20 protein-coding genes are annotated in these 25999 nt (G+C 52.0%); 12 read left to right on the top strand and 8 right to left on the bottom strand.

The features are described from left to right. Nucleotides 1–101: 101 nt before the first annotated feature. The 3 genes from FYZ48_RS05295 to FYZ48_RS05285 all read right to left on the bottom strand — a co-directional run bounded on the left by FYZ48_RS05295 (nucleotide 102) and on the right by FYZ48_RS05285 (nucleotide 1997). Nucleotides 102–488, bottom strand: a complete 387-nt coding sequence (locus FYZ48_RS05295) for an acyl carrier protein (RefSeq protein ID WP_145044789.1) — start codon at nucleotides 486–488, stop codon at nucleotides 102–104. 192 nt (nucleotides 489–680) lie between these two features. Further along, nucleotides 681–1433 carry a 3-oxoacyl-[acyl-carrier-protein] reductase gene (gene fabG, locus FYZ48_RS05290; protein ID WP_149338251.1) on the bottom strand — a complete coding sequence of 251 codons (753 nt, stop codon included), beginning with the start codon at nucleotides 1431–1433 and terminating at the stop codon, nucleotides 681–683. A gap of 75 nt (nucleotides 1434–1508) precedes the next feature. After that, nucleotides 1509–1997: a 3-hydroxyacyl-ACP dehydratase FabZ family protein gene (locus FYZ48_RS05285; RefSeq protein WP_149338249.1), complete on the bottom strand. Its 489-nt coding sequence runs from the start codon at nucleotides 1995–1997 to the stop codon at nucleotides 1509–1511. A gap of 676 nt (nucleotides 1998–2673) precedes the next feature. Here FYZ48_RS05285 and FYZ48_RS05280 point away from each other — a divergent pair. Beyond that, nucleotides 2674–3156, top strand: coding sequence for a PilZ domain-containing protein (locus FYZ48_RS05280; RefSeq protein WP_187781878.1), 483 nt, complete (start codon nucleotides 2674–2676; stop codon nucleotides 3154–3156). A gap of 2 nt (nucleotides 3157–3158) precedes the next feature. On the opposite strand, the gene FYZ48_RS05275 is transcribed toward FYZ48_RS05280, so the two are convergent. Continuing rightward, nucleotides 3159–3953 carry an SDR family NAD(P)-dependent oxidoreductase gene (locus FYZ48_RS05275; RefSeq protein WP_149338245.1) on the bottom strand — a complete coding sequence of 265 codons (795 nt, stop codon included), beginning with the start codon at nucleotides 3951–3953 and terminating at the stop codon, nucleotides 3159–3161. A 410-nt stretch (nucleotides 3954–4363) separates the two neighbouring features. Here FYZ48_RS05275 and FYZ48_RS05270 point away from each other — a divergent pair, with 410 nt between their 5' ends. From FYZ48_RS05270 to FYZ48_RS05250, 5 genes are all read left to right on the top strand, one after another. Further along, on the top strand, nucleotides 4364–6010 hold the full coding sequence (locus FYZ48_RS05270; RefSeq protein WP_149338243.1) for a DUF1549 domain-containing protein: 1647 nt from the start codon (nucleotides 4364–4366) through the stop codon (nucleotides 6008–6010). A 63-nt stretch (nucleotides 6011–6073) separates the two neighbouring features. After that, nucleotides 6074–7348: a DUF1501 domain-containing protein gene (locus FYZ48_RS05265; RefSeq protein WP_149338240.1), complete on the top strand. Its 1275-nt coding sequence runs from the start codon at nucleotides 6074–6076 to the stop codon at nucleotides 7346–7348. Between the two features lie 126 nt (nucleotides 7349–7474). Then, nucleotides 7475–8041: a sigma-70 family RNA polymerase sigma factor gene (locus tag FYZ48_RS05260; RefSeq protein WP_145044775.1), complete on the top strand. Its 567-nt coding sequence runs from the start codon at nucleotides 7475–7477 to the stop codon at nucleotides 8039–8041. Further along, nucleotides 8034–10169 (top strand): DUF1549 and DUF1553 domain-containing protein, encoded by a 2136-nt coding sequence (locus tag FYZ48_RS05255; RefSeq protein ID WP_149338238.1) that lies wholly within the window; start codon nucleotides 8034–8036, stop codon nucleotides 10167–10169. Before FYZ48_RS05260 ends, FYZ48_RS05255 begins: the two co-directional genes overlap by 8 nt. A 143-nt stretch (nucleotides 10170–10312) precedes the next feature. Then, nucleotides 10313–11065, top strand: coding sequence for an SDR family NAD(P)-dependent oxidoreductase (locus FYZ48_RS05250; RefSeq protein ID WP_149338236.1), 753 nt, complete (start codon nucleotides 10313–10315; stop codon nucleotides 11063–11065). 18 nt (nucleotides 11066–11083) lie between these two features. Here the strand turns inward: FYZ48_RS05250 and FYZ48_RS05245 are convergent, their stop codons facing one another. The 3 genes from FYZ48_RS05245 to FYZ48_RS05235 all read right to left on the bottom strand — a co-directional run bounded on the left by FYZ48_RS05245 (nucleotide 11084) and on the right by FYZ48_RS05235 (nucleotide 13947). Beyond that, on the bottom strand, nucleotides 11084–11488 hold the full coding sequence (locus FYZ48_RS05245) for a PilZ domain-containing protein (protein ID WP_149338234.1): 405 nt from the start codon (nucleotides 11486–11488) through the stop codon (nucleotides 11084–11086). Between the two features lie 169 nt (nucleotides 11489–11657). Beyond that, complete coding sequence (gene trkA / locus FYZ48_RS05240) at nucleotides 11658–13001, bottom strand: Trk system potassium transporter TrkA (protein ID WP_145044767.1); 1344 nt, start codon at nucleotides 12999–13001, stop codon at nucleotides 11658–11660. A 49-nt stretch (nucleotides 13002–13050) separates the two neighbouring features. Continuing rightward, nucleotides 13051–13947, bottom strand: a complete 897-nt coding sequence (locus FYZ48_RS05235; protein ID WP_149338232.1) for an ABC transporter permease — start codon at nucleotides 13945–13947, stop codon at nucleotides 13051–13053. Between the two features lie 332 nt (nucleotides 13948–14279). On the opposite strand from FYZ48_RS05235, the gene FYZ48_RS05230 reads away from it, so the two are divergent. From FYZ48_RS05230 to FYZ48_RS05210, 5 genes are all read left to right on the top strand, one after another. Continuing rightward, nucleotides 14280–14942, top strand: coding sequence for a hypothetical protein (locus tag FYZ48_RS05230; RefSeq protein ID WP_149338230.1), 663 nt, complete (start codon nucleotides 14280–14282; stop codon nucleotides 14940–14942). Between the two features lie 336 nt (nucleotides 14943–15278). Then, on the top strand, nucleotides 15279–16523 hold the full coding sequence (locus tag FYZ48_RS05225; RefSeq protein WP_149338228.1) for a DUF1207 domain-containing protein: 1245 nt from the start codon (nucleotides 15279–15281) through the stop codon (nucleotides 16521–16523). Between the two features lie 89 nt (nucleotides 16524–16612). Next, entirely contained in the window at nucleotides 16613–18136 is a 1524-nt protein-coding gene (gene cobA / locus FYZ48_RS05220; RefSeq protein ID WP_149338226.1) for a uroporphyrinogen-III C-methyltransferase, read from the top strand. A gap of 224 nt (nucleotides 18137–18360) precedes the next feature. Continuing rightward, the gene (locus FYZ48_RS05215; RefSeq protein WP_145192197.1) at nucleotides 18361–19029 is read left to right on the top strand and encodes a hypothetical protein; all 669 of its coding nucleotides are present in this window, start codon (nucleotides 18361–18363) and stop codon (nucleotides 19027–19029) included. Between the two features lie 76 nt (nucleotides 19030–19105). Next, nucleotides 19106–20641: an HTTM domain-containing protein gene (locus FYZ48_RS05210; protein WP_149338224.1), complete on the top strand. Its 1536-nt coding sequence runs from the start codon at nucleotides 19106–19108 to the stop codon at nucleotides 20639–20641. 29 nt (nucleotides 20642–20670) lie between these two features. On the opposite strand, the gene FYZ48_RS05205 is transcribed toward FYZ48_RS05210, so the two are convergent. Beyond that, entirely contained in the window at nucleotides 20671–22053 is a 1383-nt protein-coding gene (locus tag FYZ48_RS05205; RefSeq protein WP_149338221.1) for a hypothetical protein, read from the bottom strand. A 382-nt stretch (nucleotides 22054–22435) separates the two neighbouring features. Here FYZ48_RS05205 and FYZ48_RS05200 point away from each other — a divergent pair, with 382 nt between their 5' ends. Further along, a complete protein-coding gene (locus FYZ48_RS05200) occupies nucleotides 22436–25996 on the top strand; it encodes a hypothetical protein (RefSeq protein ID WP_149338219.1) in 3561 nt (1186 codons plus the stop codon). Nucleotides 25997–25999 lie beyond the last annotated feature (3 nt).

Raw genomic sequence — 25999 nt, 5'->3', positions numbered from 1 at the left:
CGAACAGCTCTGAATGCGATTCGATCAGACGAAGCGGCACAGCCCACCCGGAGTGAGCTGTGCTGCATTCGACAGTTTTTCTAATCAGAGATGACTCTGGCTTACTTCAGACGGGCATCCAGGAAGTTAACCAGCATCTCGACGGTGAACAGGTCCTGCATCTTTTCGACTTTGGGATCGTCGGCAAAAGAATCGATGTCTGCGTGTGGCATCTTTTCACGCAGTTCTGCAATCCCTGCTTCGGTGAATTCGCCATCTTTCACGAAACCGGAATCGGAAGAAGCGATGTTTTCCGGGAAGAGTTCCCCACGGGGAATCTTGATGTCGAATGCTTTTTCCAGACGGAACGCGATGTCCAGGAAGTCAATGGATTCTGCACCGAGGTCTCCCATCAGGGTCGCTTCGGGCACTACTTCGTCGTCATCCAGTCCGAGGGCATCCACGAGGGTTTCACGAACGGAATCGAAGATTTCATCTCTAGTTGGCATCTAAATACTCCTTGATTTCGACCCGCAGGTCGATTATTCCCGCCGACCCAGCCTGTGTAAAACTATTCGGCGAGAGGAATAGTTTTGACAATTTCCGTGTCGACGATTGGAATTGACCCAATTCCAGAATGGTCGACAAAACAAAATATCTCGATTCGTCACAGCCACGAGCTGCTTCGAATTTTACGCTTATTAAATTCCACCCAGAGTCAGACCACCGTCTACGGCCATAGTCTGACCGGTGACGTAGGATGAGTCTTCACTGGCAAAGAACAGCACAGCATTGGCGATGTCTTCGGGAAGACCCAGACGGCGGGCGGGAATGTGTTTCTTAATCTGATCGCCGGCGGCGTTACGCACGTCAACGGTCATGTCTGTTTCAATAAAACCGGGAGCGACCGCATTAACGGTGATACCCCGCTTGGCGACTTCGGTAGCCAGGCAGCGGGTGAATCCGATGATTCCCCCTTTACTGGCGGCATAGTTGGACTGTCCCGCGTTACCGAAGTGAGCAGCGACGCTGGACATGTTGATGATGCGCCCATAACGTTTTGACATCATCGGACGTGTCACTGCCTGGGAGAAGTTGTAGACACTGGTCAGGTTAGTGTCGATGACAGCCTGCCAGTCTTCAGCAGACATGGTGGCTAGCAGACCGTCGCGGATGATACCGGCGTTGTTGACCAGGATGTCAATCTTTTCCCATTTTTCGATGACCTGTTCCACAACGGCATCGGTCTCGGTTTTGTTGGCGACGTCAGCCTGAAAGGCAATGGCTTCACAGTTTTCGTCAGCCAGCTCTTTGACGATCTGCTCTGCAGCTTCCGCACTGGAACGGTACACAAAGGCAACTTTAGCCCCTTCCCGGGCCAGGGCCTGCACGACGGCTTTTCCAATACCGCGGCTGCCGCCGGTTACCAACGCTACTCTTCCTTCCAGTTTCATTCCTCAATCCAATCTAAATAGTTAACAAGATTTGTTAGTGCTTTGACAGAAGTCGTATTCCGGATCGCTCGGCTTTCAGGGGGTAACCTGTTTAGCCGGATTCCAAAGCTGGGCAAATTGAGTCTTCAGATCCTTGATCCGGTCTGCATCCTTGTCGGCCATCGACGGGTTCTTATCAGCCAGATTAAACTGCTCCAGAACGATTCGTCCGCTGACAGCCGCTTCCCCTTCGACTTCGCTCGAAGCTTTCAGTGTGCAGAGGTTGTCCTCCCACTTCTGAATGCTGAGCGAAACCCGCAGCTGTTTGCCGGGGGTGACGAAACTGTTGAAGCGAATGGCCTTGGTCTGTTTCAACAGGACAGTGCTGTATTGAAAGTCATTGGTATATCGCATCAGCCAGGCACCCGCCTGCACGATGGATTCGACCATGAGTACGCCCGGCATGACAGCGAAGCCGGGAAAGTGGTCCTGCAAATACTCTTCGGAGAGAGAAAGGTTTTTGACAGCCGTGATCGACTTGCCTTTCTCGAGTTCTTTAATTTGATCGACGAGCGAAAATCGCATGTCTGTATTATCTCGCTACCTGTCAGGGAAAGGTGTTCTCGGGATAACCGGAGAGTAGAGGCGTTACTGAGATCTTCAGGGCACTCATCCTGCGGTCATGATCAATCGGATTGAAATATAGAATCCCCTATCGATGATCCGTCCGAAAAACTTCATTCGTTTCTTCAGAGTCATTGGAAACGTGGCAGTATAATTGCCCGATACTGGTTTCTCAAGCTTGTTGCTCACCAGACAAACCCGAAATCCCCTGAAAATTCCACGTTTCGTGGAAAATGGACGTAAGTCTATTTCTTGTAGTGAGATACGTATATTGGTCCGGGTTCAAGAAGCGAATCTGGCCGGGTGGCAACCTGTTTATAAAGAATCTGGATGTAGTGTGGGAGCATATTGTCTGGCGGGCAGGAGTCAGTAAGAGGTGAATGATTGTCGATTGGACTTTGACGTGACCCATTTTGTGACCTAGGTTTAGAGAGAGTCAGGTTCTGTGTGCGAACATCCGGACCTGTTAAAAAGAACAGATCTTTCATCCTGTAACGGGTTTACACTAATGGGTATAGTCACAGAGAGTCAGCCGGAAGTCAATTTGAGAAAACAGGCGATTGAGGAGATTTTACCGCCGGGAATCTCTCGAAAAAGTGAACCTGTTTCTTTTCGCAATTGCAGAAGTGCTGCTGGGTTGACGACTCGGGTGGCCACCACTTCGACAGGTCAAACCTGGGGAAGTCTGCTGCAGAAACTGGAGCAGAAGCAATCTCCCGCCGTTCCCAAGGCGGAGTGTTTCGAACAATCGCAGGGGCACTCCGGTGAACGTCGTGCCTTTCCCCGCCATTCAAGTGATGCCATCATTCTGGCCTTCAATCAGGATGATGCAGGGCTGTCTGCTGCAGGGGAAGCGACTGGTAAAAAAGGCTATGCGATTAATGTCAGTCGTAACGGGATTTCCTTTGCTGCCCGATCTGAATTTCAACCGCGAGAACAACTCCAGTTGCGCGTTGAAGAAACGCAGCTGAGCTTTTCACTGAATGTCTCTGCAGAGGTCTTGCGGTGTGAATCGCTGGACAGCGAATTCCGTCGCGTCGACTGCAAGCTGGTGACCCCATTAACCGATCAGCAGATCCAACTGCTCAAAGAGCACGTTCCCTCCTGTTTTGCAGGCTGAAACTATTTAGACTGTGGTGGTACTCCCAGCGACTTGCCACCATCGATGCGGAGGGCGGTGCCGGAAACCATCAGGGCGTCATGGCTGGCCAGGTAGCAGATGGCAGAAGCAACTTCCTGTGGGCTGATCATTCGTTTGTTGGCGGCAGCGATCGGGCTGGCGTTGATCATGGACTGGGTCAGCCCGTCCGGGTCCGCGGCTCTGGCAATATCATCATTCATCATGCCGGTCTCTCCGACCGGTCCCGGGCAGACACAGTTGATACGAATGTTGTCTTTTCCGTGGCAGAGTCCCAGGCTTTCCGTCAGGGCAACGACCGCATGTTTGCTGATTGAGTAAACCGGGTCATGAGCCCGAGGGAGTAGCCCCGCGTTGCTGGCGGTGTTGACGATTGCTCCCCCACCTGTGGTCAGCATGTGTTTAATCGCATGTTTGCAACCCAGGAAGGTCCCTTTCAGGTTGGTGTCGATGCAGGCGTCCCACTCTTCTTCAGAGACGAGATGAATCTGTTTGACCATGCCGATGCCAGCATTGTTTACCAGCACATCGATGCGACCATACTGGTTGACGGCCTGTTCGATTAATGCCTGTACGTCCGATTCCTGGCGCACGTCACAGCGCACTTCCACAATTCCAAGTTGCTCGAACGTTTCCCGGTTTTCTGCGAGATGTTTAACGTCCCCTGCAAACACGTGAGCGCCGGCTTCAGCCATCATGATCGCGGTGGCACGGCCAATTCCGTTTCCTGCACCTGTAATAATGACTACCTGGCCCTGGAACTGATACTGGTTTGGCATGGATTGATCTCGATTTATCTAGAAAGAAGTGTACTTACGTGTATTCAGGCTAGGGTAGATGAAGTGTCTGATCCCCCTGAAGAAGGGTAAATGTAAGGGTGGTACCGATTCTAAGGTATATAATATCAGAGTGTTATGTCGATTTTGGCTGTCTCGCGGATTCAGAGTTAGCATCAAAAATGATTGATATTCGCATTGGAAATTGTGGAAAATCGTGTACTCTATAGTAAGGTTATTAGCATAATTTCCAGATATTATTGAGAGTCACCTCGAATGTTTTGCGCTTTGAGTTAGTTATTACAGTAGCGAGACAGCTTTCTTTTCGCAATTTGGTGGAGCACAGCAATACCGGTGCGACTGCTGTAGCGTCTTCAGTCTCTCATTTTTTTACAACAGTGGAGTACTCGAAAATGCGTCGTTTTTCTAAACAACTCAGTGTTGTTTTCACAGTATTACTTTGTGCCAGCGCTGTGGCGCCTGCCGTCAAAGCTGCAGGTCCGGAGAGCAGAACGAAGGCATTTTCCACCGGGGCTTTTGATCCATTTATCGACTTCATCAACCAGCGGGTGCGCCAGGGTTGGGAAGACAACGAAGTCGATCCTTCTCCCGTCGCTTCCGACGAGGAGTGGATTCGTCGAGTTCACCTGGATCTGATCGGTCAAATCCCTTCCGCAGAAACGGTTGAGAAGTTTGTCAAAGATCGTGACCCTGCCAAGCGATCTAAATTGATTGATCAGTTGCTGGACGATCCCGGCTATGTACAGAACTTTACGAATGTCTGGACGAACCTGCTCATCGGTCGTCGTACTCCACGACGGGTGAGCCGCAACGGGATGCAAAAGTTCCTGCGTGAGGCGTTTGCCAAAAACCGCCCCTGGGATGAAACTGTTCAGGATCTCGTGACTGCGGAAGGGCATTTTGAAGAAAACGGGGCAGTCAACTACCTGCTGGCCCAGATGCAGAATAATGACGAAGCAGTGCAGGTCACAGCCGCCACAACGCGTCTGTTCCTGGGAATCCAGGTTCAGTGCACTCAGTGTCACAACCATCCGTTCAACGACTGGAAACAGAATCAGTTCTGGGAATACAACAGTTTCTTCCGTCAGATGCGACGGGTGAACCATCGTAAAACTGATCCGAAAACCGGTCGTCAGGTTGACGATTATTCGGAAATCGTAGCCACCGGATTTGACGGTCCCGTGTATTACGAAAAACGTTCGGGTCTGATGCAGGTTGCTTATCCGATTTTTGAAGAAGTCAAAGTCAGCCCTGATTCAGGTGTTGAACGGCGTAAGGAATTTTCCAAGCTGATCGTAAAGGGAGATCGCCCTCTGATCGCCACTGCGATTGTCAACCGGATGTGGGGTTACTTCATGGGTTACGGTTTCACCCGTCCCGTGGATGACATGGGGCCTCATAACCCTGCCTCACACCCTGAACTGTTAAATAAAATGGCCGAAGAACTGGTCAAAAAAGATTACGACCTCAAACAGCTGGCCCGCTGGATCTGTAACAGTGAAGCCTACAACCTGACCAGCCAGTATGGCAGCAAGAATGAAATTGACAGTCCTGAGCGGGGTGAGACTCCACTGTTCTCTCATATGTACGTTAAGAACATGACTGCCGAGCAGTTGTACGATTCACTTATTGTTGCCACAGGTGCTCACAAGTCCGGACAGTCTAACTGGGAACGGGCTGAACAGCAGCGTCGTCAGTGGATGAATCAGTTTATGGTTGCCTTCGATACCGATTCCGGGGATGACACCACTACATTTAATGGCACTATTCCTCAGGCTCTTATGATGATGAACGGAGAATTAACCAAGAACGCAATCAGCGCCGAGAGTGGCAGCTATCTGAATCAGATGCTGCTGTCGAAGGGGAATGACCAGGATAAGATCCGCAAAATGTTCCTTTCGACTCTGAGCCGATATCCTGATCGTCGGGAAGTGACCAGTGCCCAGAGACTGATCGCCCGGTCTCCGGACAAACTGGCCGCCTACCAGGACTTGTATTGGGCTCTGCTGAACTCCAACGAATTTATTTTCAATCACTAAACTACAGCGTCGTGCTAAAGACAAATCAATAAACAAACATCCTTTTCGCAAAAGGCCACTATCATGACTATTATGAATCCTTACGGAATGACGCGTCGGCACTTTATGAAGCACGTCGCAGGTGCAGCGACCGCGATTCCAACAATGAACTTCCTGTCACACCTGGAAGCGAATGCTGCTCAGGTTACGAAGCAGCAGAAAGCCTGTATCCTCATCTGGATGCCGGGTGGACCACCGACCATCGACATCTGGGACCTGAAACCAGGTTCCAAGAACGGCGGTGAATTCAAGCCGATCAGCACCAAAGGTGATATGCAGATTTCTGAGCATATGCCCAAGACCGCTCAGGTCATGGACAACCTGTCACTGATTCGCTCCATGAGTACTCGTGAAGCCGACCATGCCCGTGGTACCTACTACATGCACTCTGCATACGTACCTAACCCCACCGTGGTACACCCGACCTTCGGTTCGGTGGTCAGCTACGAACTCGGTTCACGTCGTAAAGAACTGGATATCCCCTCGTTCATTTCCGTCGGGGGCAGCCGGGGTAGTGCCGGCTTCCTGGGAATGGCTCACTCACCATTCGTAGTATCCAGCAATGGAACAATTCAGAACGCTGACATCAACATGGCTGAAAAACAGCGTCTGGGTCAGCGGCTGGACATGCTTCAGGTTCTGGAGTCCGGATTCATTAAATCCAAGCGTGGTGAGTCCGCCAACTCTCACAAGGACATCTACAAGAAAGCAGTCAACCTGATGACTTCCAGCCAGATGGAAGCCTTCAAAGTTGATCAGGAACCAGCGGCTGTCAAAGACGCCTATGGTACCGGCAACTTCGGACAGGGACTGCTGCTGGCTCGTCGTCTGGTCCAGGTTGGTGTGCCTTTCGTCGAAGTCTCCGCTTCGGTTGGCAGCTGGGACCTCCACCAGGGCGTATTCGATTCACTCAAGAATCAGAACCTGCCTCAGCTGGATAAAGGGATCTCAGCACTGGTAACCGACCTGAAACAACGCGGCATGCTGGATGATGTGACCATCGTCTGTATGGGTGAGTTTGGTCGTACCCCGCGGATCAACCAGAACGTTGGTCGTGACCACTGGGCCGCCAGCTGGACTGCCATGATTGGTGGTGGCGGACTGAAGAATGGTCAGGCTATCGGTAAGACCGACAGCGATGGTATCGGCATCGAAGGCAAGAGCTATCTGCCTGGCGACCTGTGGGCAACCGTTGCTCACTCTCTGGGTATTCCGCTGGATATCGTACATACCTCAAAACGAGGTCGTCCGATGAAGCTGGCCAATGGTGGTACTCCGATTAAAGAACTGATCGGTTAGTCTCAGTCTGATGATCAGCTGAATGAAGCCATAAAACAGCGGATGCTCGCAGGGGCTTCCGCTGTTTTAGTCTCGATTCTGCTGGAAAGTGATATTTGAAATTGATGTAAAAGATTGGGCAGTCCATTGACCAGTTCGACCGATCTACCTGCTTTTCCGGATACGTCATCGGAAGAGAGTCGGGAATTTATTTCGCTGTTTACCAGGCATCAGCGGCGGATCTACCTCTACATTCTCTCGATGATTCCACATCCACTGGAAGCAGAAGAGATTCTGCAGAATACGAATCTGGTTATCTGGAAGAAGGCAGCTCAGTTTGAGGTCGGAACCAATTTTTTTGCCTGGGCCTGCCAGATCGCACATTATGAAATTCTGAAATATCGGAAAAAGCGTGGTCGAGACAAGCACCAGTTCAGTGATGAGTTTGTCTCACAGGTGGCAGAAGCGGTCAAAGAGAACCAGGACCTGTTTGAACTAAGGCGAAATGCCCTGACATTCTGTCTCGCGAAATTACGTAAGAAAGATCGTGAACTGATTCAACGACGTTATCAGGGAAGTAATCAGGGAAAAGAGTTGGCTGACGATCTGGGACGCCCTGTGAATTCGGTTTATCAGTCACTGGGCCGGGTTCGTCGAACTTTATTTGAATGCATTAACCGTTACATTGCAGCTGAGTCGTATAGTCATGAGTAAGCAGGAAGTACAATTAGCTGAGCTTTCTTTGCTTATGGAAGCATTGTGCGAGGAGCGTCTGACTGCTGAAGAGCAGCAGAGGCTGGAAGAGATCGTTCTCTCCAATCCGGACGCGATGCAGTACTACCTGAATTATGCGCACCTGCATGGAACACTTTACTGGGATCAGGCACTAGGCTCTGACGCTGAGATGGCCGTCGCATCCCCTGTTACTGACGCAGAGCTGCCGGTGCTGAAGCAGCCTCATGATCAGGTTCGTCGTAGATCGCTGTCCCGGGCCGGGCTGGCAGCGACTGCAGTTCTGGGGCTGGTGGTTGTGGTCTGGTATGTATTTCGAGAACCCTCCACCGAACCTCAACTGGCTGACAGCCAGCAAACCCCGTCTGAACTGACACCAGGGCCAGCGGAAACGCTGGTCACGGAAGATGGTACAAGGCGTACTCCCCAGTTCGATTCTTCGCAGCACCCCATGCTGCGACTGCATCAGAATGGAATCCTTACAGATCAACCTCTGGTTGCAGCCAAACCGAAAGCATTACCACCGGTAGAGAAGCTGCCCGCGGATGCGTCTGATGAAGCGATCGTTACCTTTATCAACCATCGGATTCAGGATGGCTGGCAGGCCGCGAATATTACACCCTCACCTGCTGCCACTGACGCGGAGTGGGTCCGTCGGGTCTACCTCGATGTGATTGGTCGCATTCCAACACCCGAAGAGGCTGAAAACTTCCTGAAGTCCAAACAGCCAGACAAACACCAGCAGCTGGTGCAGAAGCTGCTGGAAAATCCCTCTTACGTAACGAACTGGTCGACGATCTGGACCCGTCTGTTAATTGGTCGGTCCACTTCGCGCGGAATCAACCGCCGCGCATTACAGGATTTCCTGGTACAGAGCTTTGATGATAACCGTCCCTGGAATGATATCGTATTCGATCTGGTCGCTGCTGAAGGGGACGCCGATTCCAACGGGGCTACAAACTTTCTGCTGGCCCATCTGAATAACCAGGCAGTTCCAGCGACCGCAATCACAACCCGTCTGTTCCTGGGAACGCAGATTCAATGTACGCAGTGCCATAATCATCCCTTCAATGATGCCACCCAGAGTCAGTTCTGGGAAATCAACAGCTTTTTCAAGCAGACGAAGATCGTTCGCAAAAAACGGACTGACAAAAAAGGGGAAAAGAATCAGACTCAACTGGCTTTGGTCTCCCTGCGTGATGGCGGTACGACATTTTACGAAACCCGACAGGGATTGATGCAGCCCGCTTATCCTAAATTTGCCGGTGTGAAAATTCCCGAAGGTTCGAATGTGAATCGTCGTGAGGAACTGGCGAAACTCATGACTTCCGGCAAAACCGATCAACTGGCGCGGGCGATGGTCAACCGCATGTGGGCTCACTTTTTCGCATACGGTTTCACTCGACCGATCGACGATATGGGCTACCACAATTCACCCACACATCCCGAACTGCTGGACGAACTGGCGCGGCAGTTCGCTGATAGTAACTACAACATCAAACAGCTGATTCATTGGATCTGTCTTTCAGACGCCTATCGACTCAGCAGTCAGTTTACTGCCGATAACGCATCCGACGATCCGGATGACGGCAGCACTCCCAATTTCAGCCGGATGTACGTGAAGCAGATGACGGTAGAGCAGCTTTATGATTCACTGCTGGTAACAACCAATCCGGCAGAGATCGTTACCGATTATCAGTCGGCCTGGAAGAAGATGCAGAAACGTGATCAATGGCTGCAGCAGTTTGTCTACACTCATCAGAATGAAGAGAATGACGAAACGACCACTTTCGACGGTACCATCACCCAGGCGCTGCTGATGATGAATGGTCCCCTGGTGCAGAACAGCCTGGATTATAATCGGAAAGATACCATCCTGGCTTCGGCGATTAAAGAACGCTCGCCCGATGCCCGCATCAAGAAGCTAAGCCTGGCTGCCCTGACGCGTTATCCCACATCCAGGGAGCTGACCGAACTCAAACGGCTGGTCAAAGAACGGACCCGCTATCTGACTTCCCGCAATGTGCCTCCCCAGATCGCAGTTCAGCAGAGCTACCAGGATGTCTACTGGGCCTACCTCAACTCCAATGAGTTCATTCTCATCCACTAAGCGGCGATCCGAAGCTTGCGATTGCAGGAATGAACTGGTATAGCTGATCGCAGGTTTTCTACTCTCTCCGGCGTGAATCGTTTGCGCCCTGCAGGAGAGGGCTTCTGCAGCATGGACTGCGATTTGATTCACGGAGGGAGCTCATGACCGATCGTCTGTTTAATAAGGTTGCTGTTATCACAGGCGCGAGCAGTGGCATTGGACGCTCCATTGCAGAGCATTTTCTGAATGAAGGGGCCAAGGTCGTTGTGTTCGCCCGCCGGAGTGAACTGCTGGAAGAACTGGAAGCCCGCTATCCAGCACGAACACTGGTCATCGACGGGGATGTAACCAGTGACGAGGATCTGCTGCGACTCTCCGAGGGGACCAGACGCCGCTTCGGGCGGGTTGATATTCTGGTGCCCAACGCAGGGCTGGCACGGGTGATCCCGATTGAAGATGCTTCGCGTTCAGCAATCGACGAAACCTTTAACGTGAATTTTCATGGTGCCCTGCAGACCGTGCGCACTTTTCTGCCGGATCTGAGCGAAGGTGCATCGATTCTGTTTATCTCCACCTTTCTGACACAGGTCGGCTTTCCAGGGCTGGCTGCCTACTCGGCGTCCAAGGCTGCGGTAAAATCTCTGGCACAGACCCTGGCTGCGGAACTGGGCCCGCGCGGCATTCGCGTCAATTCAATCGCGCCGGGGCCGATCAATACTCCCATCTGGAGTCAGGTCGGTCTGAATGAGGAACAACTGGCGGGAGTTGCGACGCAGATTAGTCAGCGCTTAATATCCGGAAGCTTCGGGAAGCCGGAAGACATCGCAGAGACCGCCGTGTTTCTGGTTTCCGATGCAGCGCGATTTATTGTCGGTCAGGAAATCGTAGTCGATGGTGGCTATACGATTGGTTGAAACCGGTCAGAGCAGGTTTCAGCCACGTCGATCATGCGCCATTGAGAAGGGCGTGATTTGATTGCCGATGAACTCTTTGAGTGTTTTAAACTGCTTGTTGGTCAGAAAGACACACAGCTCACAACCTGTGACGTATTTTCCGGAATCGTCCTGGTTCTGCCAGACTACTCGAGCGGTCGAGTTAAATAGATGCTCACCTGCACTATGAACCTGCACCAGCAGCGTCTCTTCGATGGTCAAAGCGACATCCAGCAGCATGCGCAGACCGTCAACGGAAACATCGCTCACGGTTCCCTCTAAGGGTACATGACCCGAACCGCTGCCGGATCTCAGCATGCGGACTTCGATGCCTGCTTCCAGTCTCTCATAATTACGACGTTCATCTCCGGAACGTCGGATATTAGAACTTCTACGATCGATCATGAACGCAACCCGCTGTCTGTATTCGAAAATCAGAATCAGTCTATGTAGAGAGATCCCGGGACCAAGTTTAAGAACACTGCAAATGAAGTATAGACTAGATTCGGCAGCGGGAGGGGAGAGAGTTTGAGAATCTCTGCTGGAGATCACAACCGGGCAGTCTGTGACGATTCTACTGTTTGACCGTTTTAAACAGCGGCAGGATCTCGTTCAGATTGTCTTTCTCACACAACAGAATTACGGTATCACCTGACTGAATCTGATCATCGGCACCGGGTACACGGACACAGTCCTCTTTCACGACCGCAGCAATCAGCGCCTGCTTTAATTTGATATCTTTCAGTTTAGCCTGGGTGATGGGAGAGTTCTTTCGAACCTCGACTTCCAGAATCAGCGAGTTGCCCCCTCCAATTTCAGAGTGGCTGATCACAGGTCCGGAATGTACCATTCCCATGATCTGACGGGTAATAACTTCCCGGGGACTGACGGCGACATCGATGCCCAGTTTTTCCAGCACGTTGGCGTAATCGGGCCGACGCACAATACTCATGATGCGGTCTGCTCCCAGCTCTTTGGCCTCCACACCACACACGATGTTATCCTCGTCCCGTCCGGTCGCGGCGACGAATACATCAGCCTTTCCAACTCGAGCCTCTTCCATTTCCGTGCGGCGGGTTGCATCCGCATGCAGAACAGTTGTGGAGCTCAGGTGTCGGGAGAGAAATTCGCAACGTTGCGGATCGGTTTCGAGAATTGTTACCGAGTATTCTTTCTTCTGCAGGATGCGCGCCAGGTTGAAACCGATATTTCCACCGCCGGCGATAATGACGCGGAACTTCAAGGCCCGCTTATGCTGGAACATGCGATGCACTTTATCGATGTTCTCCTGGGTACCAATCAGAGTCACGATCTGCCCGGCTTCAATCACATTATCTGCACCGGCGATAGACGTACTGTTGCCATCCGAAATCAGGCCTACGCGCACACCGCTGGGCAGCTTGAGATTCCGGAGCAACACCCCGTCCGCTTTGACGCCGGGCTGTACGTCGAGCACCTGAATCACAACTTCGCCGCGGGCAAAGTTCTCCACCGCAAACAGGCCTGGCTCTCCGATCTGCTTTGCGAGTTCGAGGGCCGTCAGATGTTCCAGGCTGAGCAGGCGGTCGATGTTGAAATGCCGCTGGTAGTCGAAGGTGCTCAGATTCAGATAGGCGTGATTGAATACCCGGGCGACACAACGTCGGGAACCCATGGCTTTGGCAAGGCTGGCGCCAACCATGTTGACTTCGTCCTGGCTGGTTACCGCCAGACAGAGGTCTGCTCCCAGGACACCTGCCTGAAAGAGGATGGCGGAGTCACAGGCAGAGCCACAGATGGTCTGCACGTCGACCCGTTCTTCAATCTGTTCCAGGGCACGCCGCGACTGGTCAATGATGGTGACATTATGTTGTTCGGCGCAGAGCGTGTCAGCGACAAATGTGCCCACAGTTCCCGCACCCATGATGACAATATTCATATTCTACTCGACAGTAAACTGATTCAGTCTGGTAGTCAGGCTCGCTGTATCAACTGCTGGCACTGCGATAACTGTTCAAAGACCATTTGAAAATCCAACGCGAAACAAACAGCAGCACCAGGGTAATTGAAATGGAGACCAGTGTGATCCAAGATGGCTCAAGCGCTTTAGAAAGTAATTGACGCGCAGGAATTGTAACGACCAGCAGGATCGGGATTACATACGAAAAGGCGAATTGCAGGATCTCTCCAGTGGGTGAGCCACTATAAATACTGCGTGGATAACGGGCAAACACGGTAATGTAAAACCAGAAGTCATACAGGCCCTGGTTCCGCCCGAACCAGATGCTGCTGCTGGCCAGCGCAATCATCAGGCTATAGAAAAAGGCCACACCAATCATCAGCAATAGACAGTACATCAGGATCTGTCCCGTGCCCAGCAGGGAGAGATGAAGCAGCCAGCCCCATTGCCCGGCCTGAATCTGATACTGCAGCACGGACAGCGCCGGTTCGAGTTGCGTCGTATGAGCCAGCGCGTAGAGCAAGAGAGCTCCCGCGAGCACAATCTGATTCAACATTGCCAGATTGACTTTTTCAAATGAAACCAGGAACTGCGTATCGATGGGCTTCAGCAGGACAAAGTCCAGATTTCCGTTCCGAATCAATTCGCTGAAGTTGGCGCAGTTGGGCATGAAAAATGTTTCCACGATCGCATTGATCAACATCCCGGTCGCCATAAACGCGAAATACTCCTCGCGTGTCCAGTCATTAATAGAATTGACGTTGCGGTAAATGATATCGAACAGAATCAACTGCGCTGCGAACCAGAATCCACGGGTGACAATCGTGATTATCAGGTTACCACGAAAGGTCATTTCACGAATCAGTGAGTTACGCAGAAAAGTAATCCAGACACGCCCATATTGAGGGCGGGAGTTGCTGGCCATTGGTAGATAATCTTTCTATGAAATCTGAACTGCCCGGAGGACAATTTCTCTTCTCAGTCGTTATGACTATTTTATGCGATTTGACCGGAGATGTCTGCTCTGGCCACCTGATCAGAAACATGAATTTCCATTCGTTTGTTAACTTATTGGGGATAATGTGCTTGTGAAGAATGTACGGAAGACACCTCTGACGGAAAAGAAATCGTCGACAGCTCGATTCTGTATAAAAAATCGATTGGTTTCACCAGGCGAAATCGGCGCGCCTCCGGTTTACCGTGTACATTTAAGGGACGTGCTCTGATATCCGTGTTGCTATTGCTGAGGTGAGATCTATGACTCAGGTCATCTACTCGAATAAACTATCTTTCAAACATTCTGTACTCTCTGTTTTGATGCTGCTGGTGGGGGCGACACTCGTTTCACCATCCGTCTATGCCCAAAAAGATCCGTTTGCCACAGATTCCAAGCCGGCTGAACTGACTCCCGAGGAGCAGGAGCAGGCTGCTCAGGAACTTCTGAAAGGTGTGGAGAAGCTGGTACTCTCGCAGCAGAAACGGATTGCTGCCAAGGTGATCCGCCTGTATCCAAAATCGGAATCTGCCAAAATCGCCAAACTGTTACTGGCAGAATACTCCCGCTTTGCTGTGCTGACAGAAGATCAGGAACGCGCTCAGGCCGAATGGCTGAACCAGGTACGGGATCACTGGTTTGTTGAGAGAGACCCGGTTCATAACTCCTGCTTCTTCACGATTCTGGAAGGAACTCAGGTTCCAGCCACCAAAATTGTTAACACCACGAAAACTCCAATCTTGTATGAATTAAAAGGACCTTCCATGCCCTGGACAGGCCCTTATCGTCTGCGAGCGGGTGAATCGCATGAATTTCACTATACTGCACAGATCCGGTTCTTTACTGATGCGGGATTAGTCGTCAAGACACTGCACCACGGTCAGGTGCTGCAGATGAACGACAAAGACAGTCTACATATCAAGTAATTTGCGTTCAGAATCATTTTTTTCTGAAAATTCTTATCGGTCATGCCTGTTGCGATCTGGGGATTGCATACAGCAGGTCGGCATGCAAGTTGTTATTAAATAGTGACTTATCAGATATATATCGGAATCAGACAGGGAACTGTCTGATTCCTGATCCGGGCCGAATTCGTCTTTTCTGACCTTGCACATCTCGCTATACTCCGCCCCACTTCCACGGATCATCTCATCTGTAACCACCTCTCTCTCACTTTTCAGATCTCCTGATCCTCTCTCACACATAACTACAAATACTGTCTCAGCAATCTACTGCTGAGGTTCACCTAAGGAGCCTCACAGGTGAGGTTATTTTATTCATCATCCATACAGACTATGATGCTGGTGGTGCTGTCATTCTGCGCTGCTCAAACTGAGTTGCAGGCACAGCAGCCAAACAGCAGCAAGCCTTTTCTGGCTCCTTCGCCTCATGCCATTCAGCAGAGACGTCCCCCTGCGCATCCCACTCAGGCTCAGACTTTTCTGGAAAATCAATATGCGGCCCCGTCCGGTAACCCGGTTCAGCTGGGTGTCCCGTTACATGAATCCGCACCGGTTCGGTCCGCAGACTGGAACCGGGGAATTGCAGATCGCTTACCGCCAATTTATGCCCAGAACAGTATCAGTTCGGGCAAAAGTGTGACCCAGATTCGACAGGTTCAGGCGACGGATACTCTTTATGGTCCCGATCTACTGGCGGAAGATCCCGATTTTTCCACACTGGAGACCATTCCCGAGCCACAGAGCACTTATACAGACTCGATTGAACAACTCTGTCAGGAAAACTGCTGGGGTTGGACCCTTCTGCCGACGGATCTGCTTTATACTTCGTATCTGGCAGGCCCCAAAGAACCTCGATTGGCCATGGCCGTACTGCATGAAAAAGATATTGGCTGGCAGCTGGAACTGGAAGCAGGGGCCCGCGTCGGGATTCTGCGCTATGGTTCATTAAATGATGATGTATTGGAAGGCTGGCAGCTGGACCTGGAAGGGGCAGGCCCTCCCCGTCTGAACCTGGAGGAAGAATTTGATGTTGAAGCAACCGATTATCGTGTCGGGGTCCCTTTGACCTGGAGACGTGGTGCCTATCAGGCAAAGCTCGCCTATTATCATACCAGTTCGCATGCTGGCGATGAATACATGGTGCGCAACCCCAGTTTTCAGCGCATCAATTACGTACGTGACGCATTTGTGTTGGGGGGCGGTTATTTCCCGGATCCCGATTTGCGTCTGTATGCCGAACTTGGATACGCCTTTAACGTCGATGGTGGGGCACAGCCCTGGGAACTGCAGTTTGGTGCTGAGTTCAGTCCTGTCGAACACAATGGCTTTCAGGGAGCCCCCTTCTGGGCTGTGAACGCGTATCTCCGCGAAGAGGTCAACTGGGGTGGTAACGTCAGTATGATGGTCGGCTGGCAGTGGCGTGGCGACCGGAACAATCACCTGTTCCGCGTTGGTCTGCAGTATATCGACGGAAAAACCATCCAGTATCAGTTCTATAATAACTCCGAACAGTTCTTTGGATTTGGTACCTGGTACGATTTCTAAGCAACTCGCTATCCTCAGATTCTCTGCTATAATACCCGGCTGACCGTTAAACCAGGTATTTTTGATAGTCAGGGAGCGAAACAGATCTGATGGCAGGGGGTAAAGTTTATTTAGTGGGCGCCGGTCCGGGCGACCCCGGGTTGATTACCCTCAAGGGGATAGAGTGCCTGCAAAAGGCAGACCTGATTCTGTATGACGGATTAGTGAATCCCCTCATCCTGCAGCATGTTTCCTCAGAAGTGGAACGAACCTGTCGCGTCTCGGAAGGTTGTAAAAACCGCCGTGTGCTGCAGCAGGACGAAATCAACCAGCGCCTGATTTCCGCTGCCCTGGAAGGAAAGACCGTCGTGCGCCTCAAAGGGGGAGACCCCTTTATCTTCGGACGCGGCAGCGAAGAAGCCGCCGCTCTGCGGAATGCGGGCATAGAGTTTGAGGTCGTACCTGGAATTACTGCAGCAACCGCTGCTGCTGGCTACGCTGGGATCTCGGTAACCCATCGGGCACATGCATCCGCGGTCGCACTGATCACCGGTCATGAAGATCCCACTAAGCCGGATTCTGCACTGGACTATGACGTCCTGGCAAAATTCCCGGGAACGCTGGTGTTCTACATGGGGCTGCATAAGCTGGAGCGGATTGTCGAATCGCTGATGCAGGCTGGAAAAGCAGAAGAGACCCCTGCTGCGGTCATCAGTCGCGGGACGACACCCTTTCAGAAAACCGTTCAGAGTACACTCTCTCAACTACCCGAACAGGTCAGACAGGCAGGCCTGGTGGCTCCCTCACTAATTGTCATCGGCGATTGTGTTTCCCTGCGCGATCAGATTGCCTGGTTCGAACAAAAACCCTTATTCGGTCTGCGGATTGGAATCACCCGCGCCGAGGAACAGTCAGAGCCTGAAATCAAGCGGGCTCTGGAACTGGGGGCGCAACCAGTGCTGTTACCGACTATCGAAATTGGTCCTCCCGCAGACTGGGAGCCCGTGGATTCCGCCATCGCGAGACTGGATGAATATCAATGGCTGGTCTTTACCAGTGCGAATGGTGTGAACTATTTTCTGAACCGCTTATGGGAAACAGGCTATGATGCGCGGAAACTGGCCCGGCTCAAGATCGCCACCATCGGTCCCTCGACTGCGGAAGCCTTGCAGCAATTTCATTTGCGGGCGGATCTGATTCCCGATCAGTACCGCGCCGAAGCTTTGGCCGCCGCTCTGAAGCCACTGGTCCAAAGTCAGAAGATTCTCTGGGCGGGAGCTAACCGAGGCCGTGAAGTCTTGCAGACGGAATTAGCAGAAGTTTCCGCGACGGTCGATAAGATTGTGGTTTACGAAAATCACGATGTCGCCAGCTGGGGAAGCGAGAGCCTGGAACTGCTGGAATCAGGAGAAATCGACTGGATTGGACTCAGCAGCCCCTCAATAGCCCGCAATTTCAGTCGGCTGTTGACCGAAGATATTCGTCAGCACCTGGGGAGCAGAACCCGTCTGGTCAGTATCAGTCCCGTGACAACTCAGGCTGCGACAGACGTCGGTTTGCAGATCGATGCGGAAGCGGAAGAGTATCTCTGGGACGGGATCTTCGCAGCAATTCAAAAGCACGTTACCCGTTGAAACAGTCCTTTCGATCTTCTCAATGGCTAACTCATAAGTGACTTAAATCGGACAAAAAGGTTGCTATTGACCTGAAATCCAAGATCAGCGATATTGCCGCCTCTGAGAACGAAGATTTTAGCCGATTTCCGGCAGAAGCTGCCGAATCCAAGTGCTTGTAATCTTCGTTTTAACAAAGTCTTACAAAAATTGATCTCACTGTTGAGCCAGGGAAGGCGACGCTGATGCGATTATTAAAACGCGGCATAAGCTGTCTGACAATCACCGGATATATCGGTATTTTGCTGTTTGGCATTTTCTGTCACACATTCACATTTCGAACCGGCAGTCATCCCGGGATGTATTACATCGTCTGGGATATGTTCTGTGGCTGGTCCGCTTATTCCATCCGAACGCACATCATCGGGGAAGGGATCAGCGGTAAATATTACGAACTGTCTCCCGGGCCCTGGGGCGATTATTACCCCTATGGTGGGTTGGGACGTCGTCACTACGATACGACAGGTGATGCCTGGGTCCGTATGGCGATGAATACGCTCGATAAAACGGACCATGAGCCGATGCTGCGGATCATGTGCATCGAGGAAGCCTGGTGCAAGAAATATAATCTGCCCGATGCCGTCTGGGATCAACGCTATGAGGAGCAGAAGGACTTTCAGAATTACTATCGTCTGAGAAAAGTCATCACTCCGGATGGGATGGTCGCACAAACCTATGTGCCCTGGCTGACACGTCAGCGCACGCTGCAGGTCAGTGATAATCCACGTCTCTTATCAGATATGAACCGTGGGCGTTCGTTCTTCGCGACGACCGTCGGTCAGCAGGTCATGGAATCCGGCTTCCAGCATGATCCGGATGTTCCCGTACATCTCTCATCGCCCGTCGGTAACTGAGACGCCTGATTTCAGCGGTTCCCACCGTTTCCCATACTTTTGATTTCGATTCGCTACAATAAACAGGATTGCAAGCATGGATGCTCCAGAAGTGATTTCAACGCAAACCGGAAAACTTCGTGATCGCTTCCACCAGTTCTTTTTCGCACAGGAAGTCCCTTATGGGCTGGCGATTGTGCGAATGCTGGTTCCCCTGGTTCTGCTGGGGACCGTCTGCACCCGCTGGCCTTTTGCCCGGGAACTGTTTTCTGCAGATGGCGCTCCTGCACCACTGGCAGACCTGTTTCGTTATTATGACTATCTTCCCGTGCTGCCCGGCACGGTCGCCGTTGGACTGTTTACCGCCCTCGCATTCTTCCTGTTTTGCAGCAGTATTGGCTGGATGACGCGCTTCTCACTGGTTGCGTCTCTGATCCTCTATACCTACTTCTGCTGTATGGACTGTATCAGCATGGCGACCAAATATTCGGCCATCTCTACCCATGTCCTGTTTATTCTTTCCCTGTCTCACTGTGGTTCCGTCTGGTCGGTTGACAGCTGGCTGAAAGGAAAGAGAGCAGCAAGCAACTGGCCCCAGTATGCGAAACTGGATCCACCGCGCTTTGAAGTCTGGCCACAGCGCTTGATGCAGATTCTGATCGCCCTGATTTATTTTGGGGCTGCGATTACAAAACTGCATACGCCTGGTTACCTGGAAGGGGATCAGATCATTTACTGGGCCATGTCCCGCTATAATAACCCACATCCACTGGGAGAATATCTGACGCTGTACCCGATTATTGTGTCGGTCATGTCCTACGTGGCGATTGTCTGGGAAATGGTCTTCATCTTTGTGGTCTGGCGCAAATGGGGACGTCCCATCGCACTGGCTCTGGGAGCGTCGTTCCATATCGGGACTCTGTTCTCACTGGGACTTTACATCTTCCCGATGATTTCCATCGCGATCTATTTCTGTTTCCTGAAAGAATCGGATGTGCAATGGGTGTCCGCCCGCCTGCGGCGACTCTATCGCCGGGGAGGCTGGTTCCAGCGTAACGTGGACCGTTGCAGAGCACTGATTGAACAGTTCCGCCCCCAGCCGGTTGCCAGCTGGAAATCGCCCACTGCCTGGGTCACCGGAATCGCGGCAGTACTGGCTCTGGGGGTTTATGCTGAATACGAGCAGGATCTGTATGGAATCCGTCGCCCCGAAGGCCGGATGACGCTGCACGAAGTCGAGCCGGAACTTGTAGCGGAGATGCTCAGACCCGAACAGACGATGCGCGAAAAAGACAAGTTTCTGTCTGTCGATGTCGGAACGCAGATGGTGGGTGGCTGGTTGATCAACCGCAAATCTGAATTTGAACTGGGAGAATCAATTCTCGTTCAATGCAGTCTGAACCCGCCTCACGAAGATCTCTGGGTAGACTGCCATCTCTGTGAAGAGAGTGGTCGCATCGTGTATCGCACCGGTCAGATTGCGACCCGGGAAAATCTGCGGGCCATCTTCCAGTTCTATCCCGAAGAGATCCTGGCACCCGGGAAATATTATATTTCCGTCAAATCGAAGGGTGTGGAAGTGATGCGACGATCAGTAACTCTACTTCCCAAACTTTCCGCCATGGCGAACTGAAGAGGGAGCCGGCTACCGGAGTCGTGAGCTTACTGCTCCGGTGCCGACTTGAGCAGTTTTTCGATCGCGGTATTTAACACCGCTTCGACCTGTGGCGCGACCTGGCTGGCGCGGGGGCTCGATTCATAGCCTCCCTGGCTGTATGCGATTTCGGTGCAGATGTAGCCCGGACCATAGTCACCATAGGCTGCCAGGCAGACCGTTCGGCCGGGAGCCAGCTCCTGTGCTTTCAGCTGATACTCAATGAACAGTTCACCCGGTAAATGCAGGATCGAAGCTGATTTAAGGTGCAGGCAGGTGATGGGAATCTGATGTCCCTGGCTGGCCCGCTGGTACCAGACCAGGTTGAATGCAGCCGAGGCTCGTTCGCGCGGAGTTTTACTTGTGTCCTCGATGATTGACTTGAGCTGTTCAGGATCCAGGTGTGCCGCGACGGGTAGTGCTGTCATTTCGGTCTTCCAGTGCAGGTCCTCGGAATTCACAGCCACTTTCCGTTGACTCTCAAATGCCTGCTGCATGGCTTTCTCAATTCGCTGTGCGAGAATCGGACGCATTTCAGGCTCGCCACTGTTGTATTTACCGGCGGCAATATTGCCTGCAGCACCGTTGAAGTAAACGTTGAGTGTACCCGGTAATGCCTCATTGCGTGCCTCCCGGGCCATGCCGACAAATTCATAATTGACATCTCCCTGACCATAATAGCTTTGGGGATGCGTCGCATAGTAGTTCAGCACAGCGATGGGTTTCTCACCGTTCCAGAAACAGATTGAACGCAGGTAAGGATCGATCACTCCTTCCGGTGCATTTATCGCTTCAGGGGCTTTTGACTTACTCCAGCGCATCAGTCGCACTTTGCCATCATCGCCCAGCAGCCTGCGATTCGATGCCACCTTGTTGACTTTTGCTTTGCCAATACCCAGATGAGTTACCTTCTGTGGTTGTTTCAATCCCTTTCGGATGGCACTCGCCACTTTCTGGATGCACTGCAGACCGTAGGCATTATCGTATTTCAAGCCCCCCAGTCCCTCGTTCTCCAGGATGCGCCCAGTGGCAAAATCGACGCGGGGTGCATCATGCTGATGCAGGGAATGAACGGCAACACGCTCCGGTGTGGTTCCGGCTGCTTCAGCCAGCTTTTCGCGCCAGGTATCGTAGCCTTCGTTTCCAATGCCAATCGCATCCACGGCACACAGGACGACCGGCGCTTCATCAGAGAGCAGGACCACTCCGCGGGCATAAAGGGGCGTCACGATTTTCCGCGCGGGAGCATATGCCACAGGCTGTCCCAACTCAGGAGTGACATCCTGGTTGAAAGGAACGATTTGCAGATCGCCAGCGAACAGAGATCGCACGCTAAGAAAAACGACCAGGATGAGTAAAGAAGTCGAAGAGACTCGGTGCCGACACTGCATGTGACTGTTTCCTGAAGCGAGTTATTCAGAACGCGTTGGTTCAGACGTTTCGATGAGAGCAGCTATTGAACTTAAACAGTACTCACAATGGAAGCAAGCAGGTGGGGAAGCTGGTTGGGACTCCCAGATCTAAACGTCCTGTTAATAGACAGGAAATAGTTGAAAGCAGGCTCTCTTCCCTTAATCGAGCATTTTGTGAAATTTTTTAATTTTTTCGCAATTTCGCATCTCTCACAGACGTCCAATCTTCCAGTGAATGAGCCAAAAAAACTATACTTAATTCTATAAACTCTGAATTTGACGCTTTTTACGCGATTACCCTGTTTGCTGTCCATTCTCTACAGATGCCAGGGTACTGAGTAATGTACAAAAGGTGGGTTACATGCGCTGTCTGAGATGCACTCCTCGTTTCGTTCTTCTGATCTGTCTGGCATGCACATTACTGGGAGGAGTGCCCCGCTCGGCACTCGCTCAAGCCAAAGTCGAAGCAGAGAAACCTGCTGCTGGCGAGGCTGATTCAGCGGGGAAAGAACAGGATGACTGGGATCGCCTGATCTATATCCCTTTTAAGAATATCAAGGACGTATTCCAGAAATCGGATGCGACGGTTTTCATGCCGTATGTCGAGTATCTGAAACTCTGGTCGCAGTCAGCGGGACTGGGGACGGACGGGAAGATTCAGTTTCCTGTCAAAGCCGTAGTGACGAGTTCGTCTTACACGGCCACGATCGAAGAGAATGTCGCCCGGATCCAATGTAATCTGACCGTTCAGGTGATGGGTGATCCCTGGGTCGAGCTTCCCCTGCAGTTTGGTGATGCCGCCATTGGTAAAGTCACTTCGGAAAAATCAAAGGTCTTTCTGCGCGGCACCGGGCCGGGGCAGTACGCGCTGCTCCTGTCCGAAAAAGGCGAACACCAGGTTCAGATTGAACTGTTAACGCGGGTGAAGAATTCGCCGGAAGGACATCAGTTTCAGTTTGCCTGCCCGACAGTAGGCATCACCACCCTGGATCTCACGATTCCCGAACCGGATCAGACCGTCAAAATCAATCCGCAACTGGTCCGCCTGCCCGCGAAGTCAGCTGAGAAATCGACCGTTGTGAAATCGACTGTCGGAGCCACCAATCAGATCAGTGTGCTCTGGTATCCCCGGGAAAGCAGCAAGCCGGAGATGGACCTGCTGGCCAGTGTTGAGAACTCCACTCTGGTTTTCATTCGTGATGGACTGGTACATACCCAGGCCACTTTAAAATACGATGTCCTGCGGGGAGACATGAAATCGGCACGCATCGCGGTGCCCCTCAACGACCGAATTCTGGATCTGTCATCAGCCAATACAAAAATCAAGAGCTGGAAAGTTGAAAAGGGCGATGGGCGTCAGGTGATTCAGGTTGAATTTCTGAATCAGTTACAGGACGACGCGCAGATCGAAGTGCATACTGAAAAAGAAATTCCCGAAGAGCCGTTCGAGATCCTGGGACTCTCCGATTCTGCGACGCACGGAATTCATGCCTTGGACGTCATCCGGGAAAGCGGCCAGATCGCCATCGATGCGGGTGAGACCATGACCTTCACCGTCACGAAGTTTGAGGGAGTGACCCGCAGCGAAGCCAACGGCATCCCAGAGAACATCCGCCGGCCCGGGGCTGTCTATTATCGCTTTTTCAATCCCTCGGCAACGTTGCAGATCCGTGTGCAGCCCCTCGAACCCCGAATCTTCGTTGCGCAACAGACGGACTGCTATTTCGGTGAAGACGAAATCAAAGTCACAGCGCAGCTCAATTATGATATCCAGCGGGCTGGAATCTTTTCCTTCCAGTTGAAAGTGCCCGAAGATCTGGAGATCGATTCCGTGAATGTGTCCGGGCTTAAAGAATATAACTTCGACAAAGAGTCCCGCCTGCTGACGGTGTCCCTGCAACAGAAATTTCAGGGAAAACTGAAACTGCAGGTTCGTGCTCATCGGGATCTGGCTCAGGACGACCTCTCTGGAACGGTCAATATTCCCATTCTGGAAGCGACCGACGTCGAACGAGAGACAGGCCAGATTGCCCTGTATGCACCGGAATCGATGGAGCTGATTATCAGTAACCCGGATGTGGTTGGTGCCCAGCCGGCTAACAGCCCCCAGCAGCGACAGTCAGCCCGGCTGGCACTGGCTTCGGTATGGGAATACAACCGGCGGCCCGTGGTGATTCCGGTTGAGATTCAGATCAAACCGACACGACTGGTCGCTGATGTCGCTACCTCCATCAGTGTCAAAGAACAGATTGCAGAGGTAACCAGCCGCATCAATTACCAGGTGCAGTATGCGGGTGTCGATACGTTTCGGTTCGCAGTACCGGAGGCAATCGCGGACCTGGTTCAAATTCGATCTCTTTCGCCCGCACCGGCTCCCTCCATCAAACAGAAAAGCCGGGCCGAGCAGGCCGTTGATGGCTGGGTGACCTGGACGATCATCACACAACGGAATGTGCAGGGCCCCTACACTCTGGAAGTCCGTTATGATATCACTCCAGGCCTGCAGGCAGTCGCAAAAGCTCCTAAGGAGAAGAATCCGGCGGATGCAGAACCGGCGGCTGAAGGAGAAAAAGAAGCGAAAGAGAACGAAGACGCTGAGCAGGAGAAAACTGAAGAATCAGAGAAAGCAGCCGAGGATTCCTCTGGCGATATCGCCCTGAAGCAGATTGCCTTACAGCCGTTAAAAGTGTTGGGGCTGGAGAAAACTGATGACCAGCCACGCTCGCGAAACGTACCACTCGCACGCGTGTATGGTGAAATCGCTGTCAGCAAGTCCAAGACCCTCTCGGTAACTACCGCTGAGTTGTCAGATCAGCTGGAGCCGATCGACATGAGAGAGCTGACTTTACTGCCGCGGGATGGTTTTCTCGCTTATCGCTATTTCAGCCAGCCGGTCATGCTCGACCTCGCTTCCACGCGTCATAAGATCCAGGAAGTCGTAGAGACAATCGTACTGAAGTCGCTGGTGGAAATTGTGGTCAGTAAAGAGGGACGTTCTACGTATCGTTGTCGCTATCTGATGAAGTCCAGCGAACGACAACAGTTGAAAGTCGCATTGCCTGAGGGCATTGAGCCCTTAAGTATCACCGTTGCCGGTCAGCCGGTTCCGCTGGAGAAAGCAGATGACAGCGAGAGCGAAGAAGGCTGGACCAGCTACTTCGTAAATGTTTCTCGCGATCAGGCATCGGACGAGTCGTTCCTCGTCAGCCTGATGTTTACCAAGTCCGTGCCACGCATTACTGATTCGCCAGGCGGTAAGCTGGGATTGCCGTTACCTCGATTGGGTGGTGTGCAGGCTGCGAATGTAGTAGTACAACAGTTGAAAACTGTGATCTGGGTGCCGGATGACTATGCTCTGGTTCGTTCCTCTGATGATTTTAAATCGGAGTTCGAACCTCATCTGGCCGGCGTGATTCCTAAGCGGGGTGGAATTGATGCAGACGCATCCTTTTTCGATTCCTGGATCGGCGTTTCAGCCGGATCACTGATCGATTTTCCGACAGAGGGTCGTGCTTACAGCTTCACCCGCCTGGGGGGCAGTCCGGAGATTGAAGTCTCCTGGTGGAAACTCTCCCTCTATAGCTGGGTTCTGGGAATTGCTCTGGTTGTCATTGCCGTCGTCATGCGAAAGACTCCCTGGGAAAACAAAGTTACGGTGCTGATTGTTCTCGGGTTTCTGTTAGCCATGTTCAGTCTGACCAATGCAGACAAAATTCTGCATGGTCTCTACGCGGCCCGATACGGAATTCTGGCTCTGTTTGCAATCTGGATTCTGTATTCGATCGCAGCACTCCGCTCCGTAGGTATCGCTGATCATCAAGCTGATGATTCACAGCTGGATCTTGCCGGTAAATCAGCGGCAGTGATTCCGCCTCCCGGTGTATTCGATGATTTCCAGGATGACCAGACTGACGAGAAATAGCAG

The organism is Gimesia chilikensis, from assembly GCF_008329715.1.
Taxonomy (GTDB): Bacteria; Planctomycetota; Planctomycetia; order Planctomycetales; family Planctomycetaceae; genus Gimesia; species Gimesia chilikensis.
The sequence above is the reverse complement of the archived record's forward strand: the minus strand, read 5'-3'. Positions and strand labels throughout refer to the sequence as shown.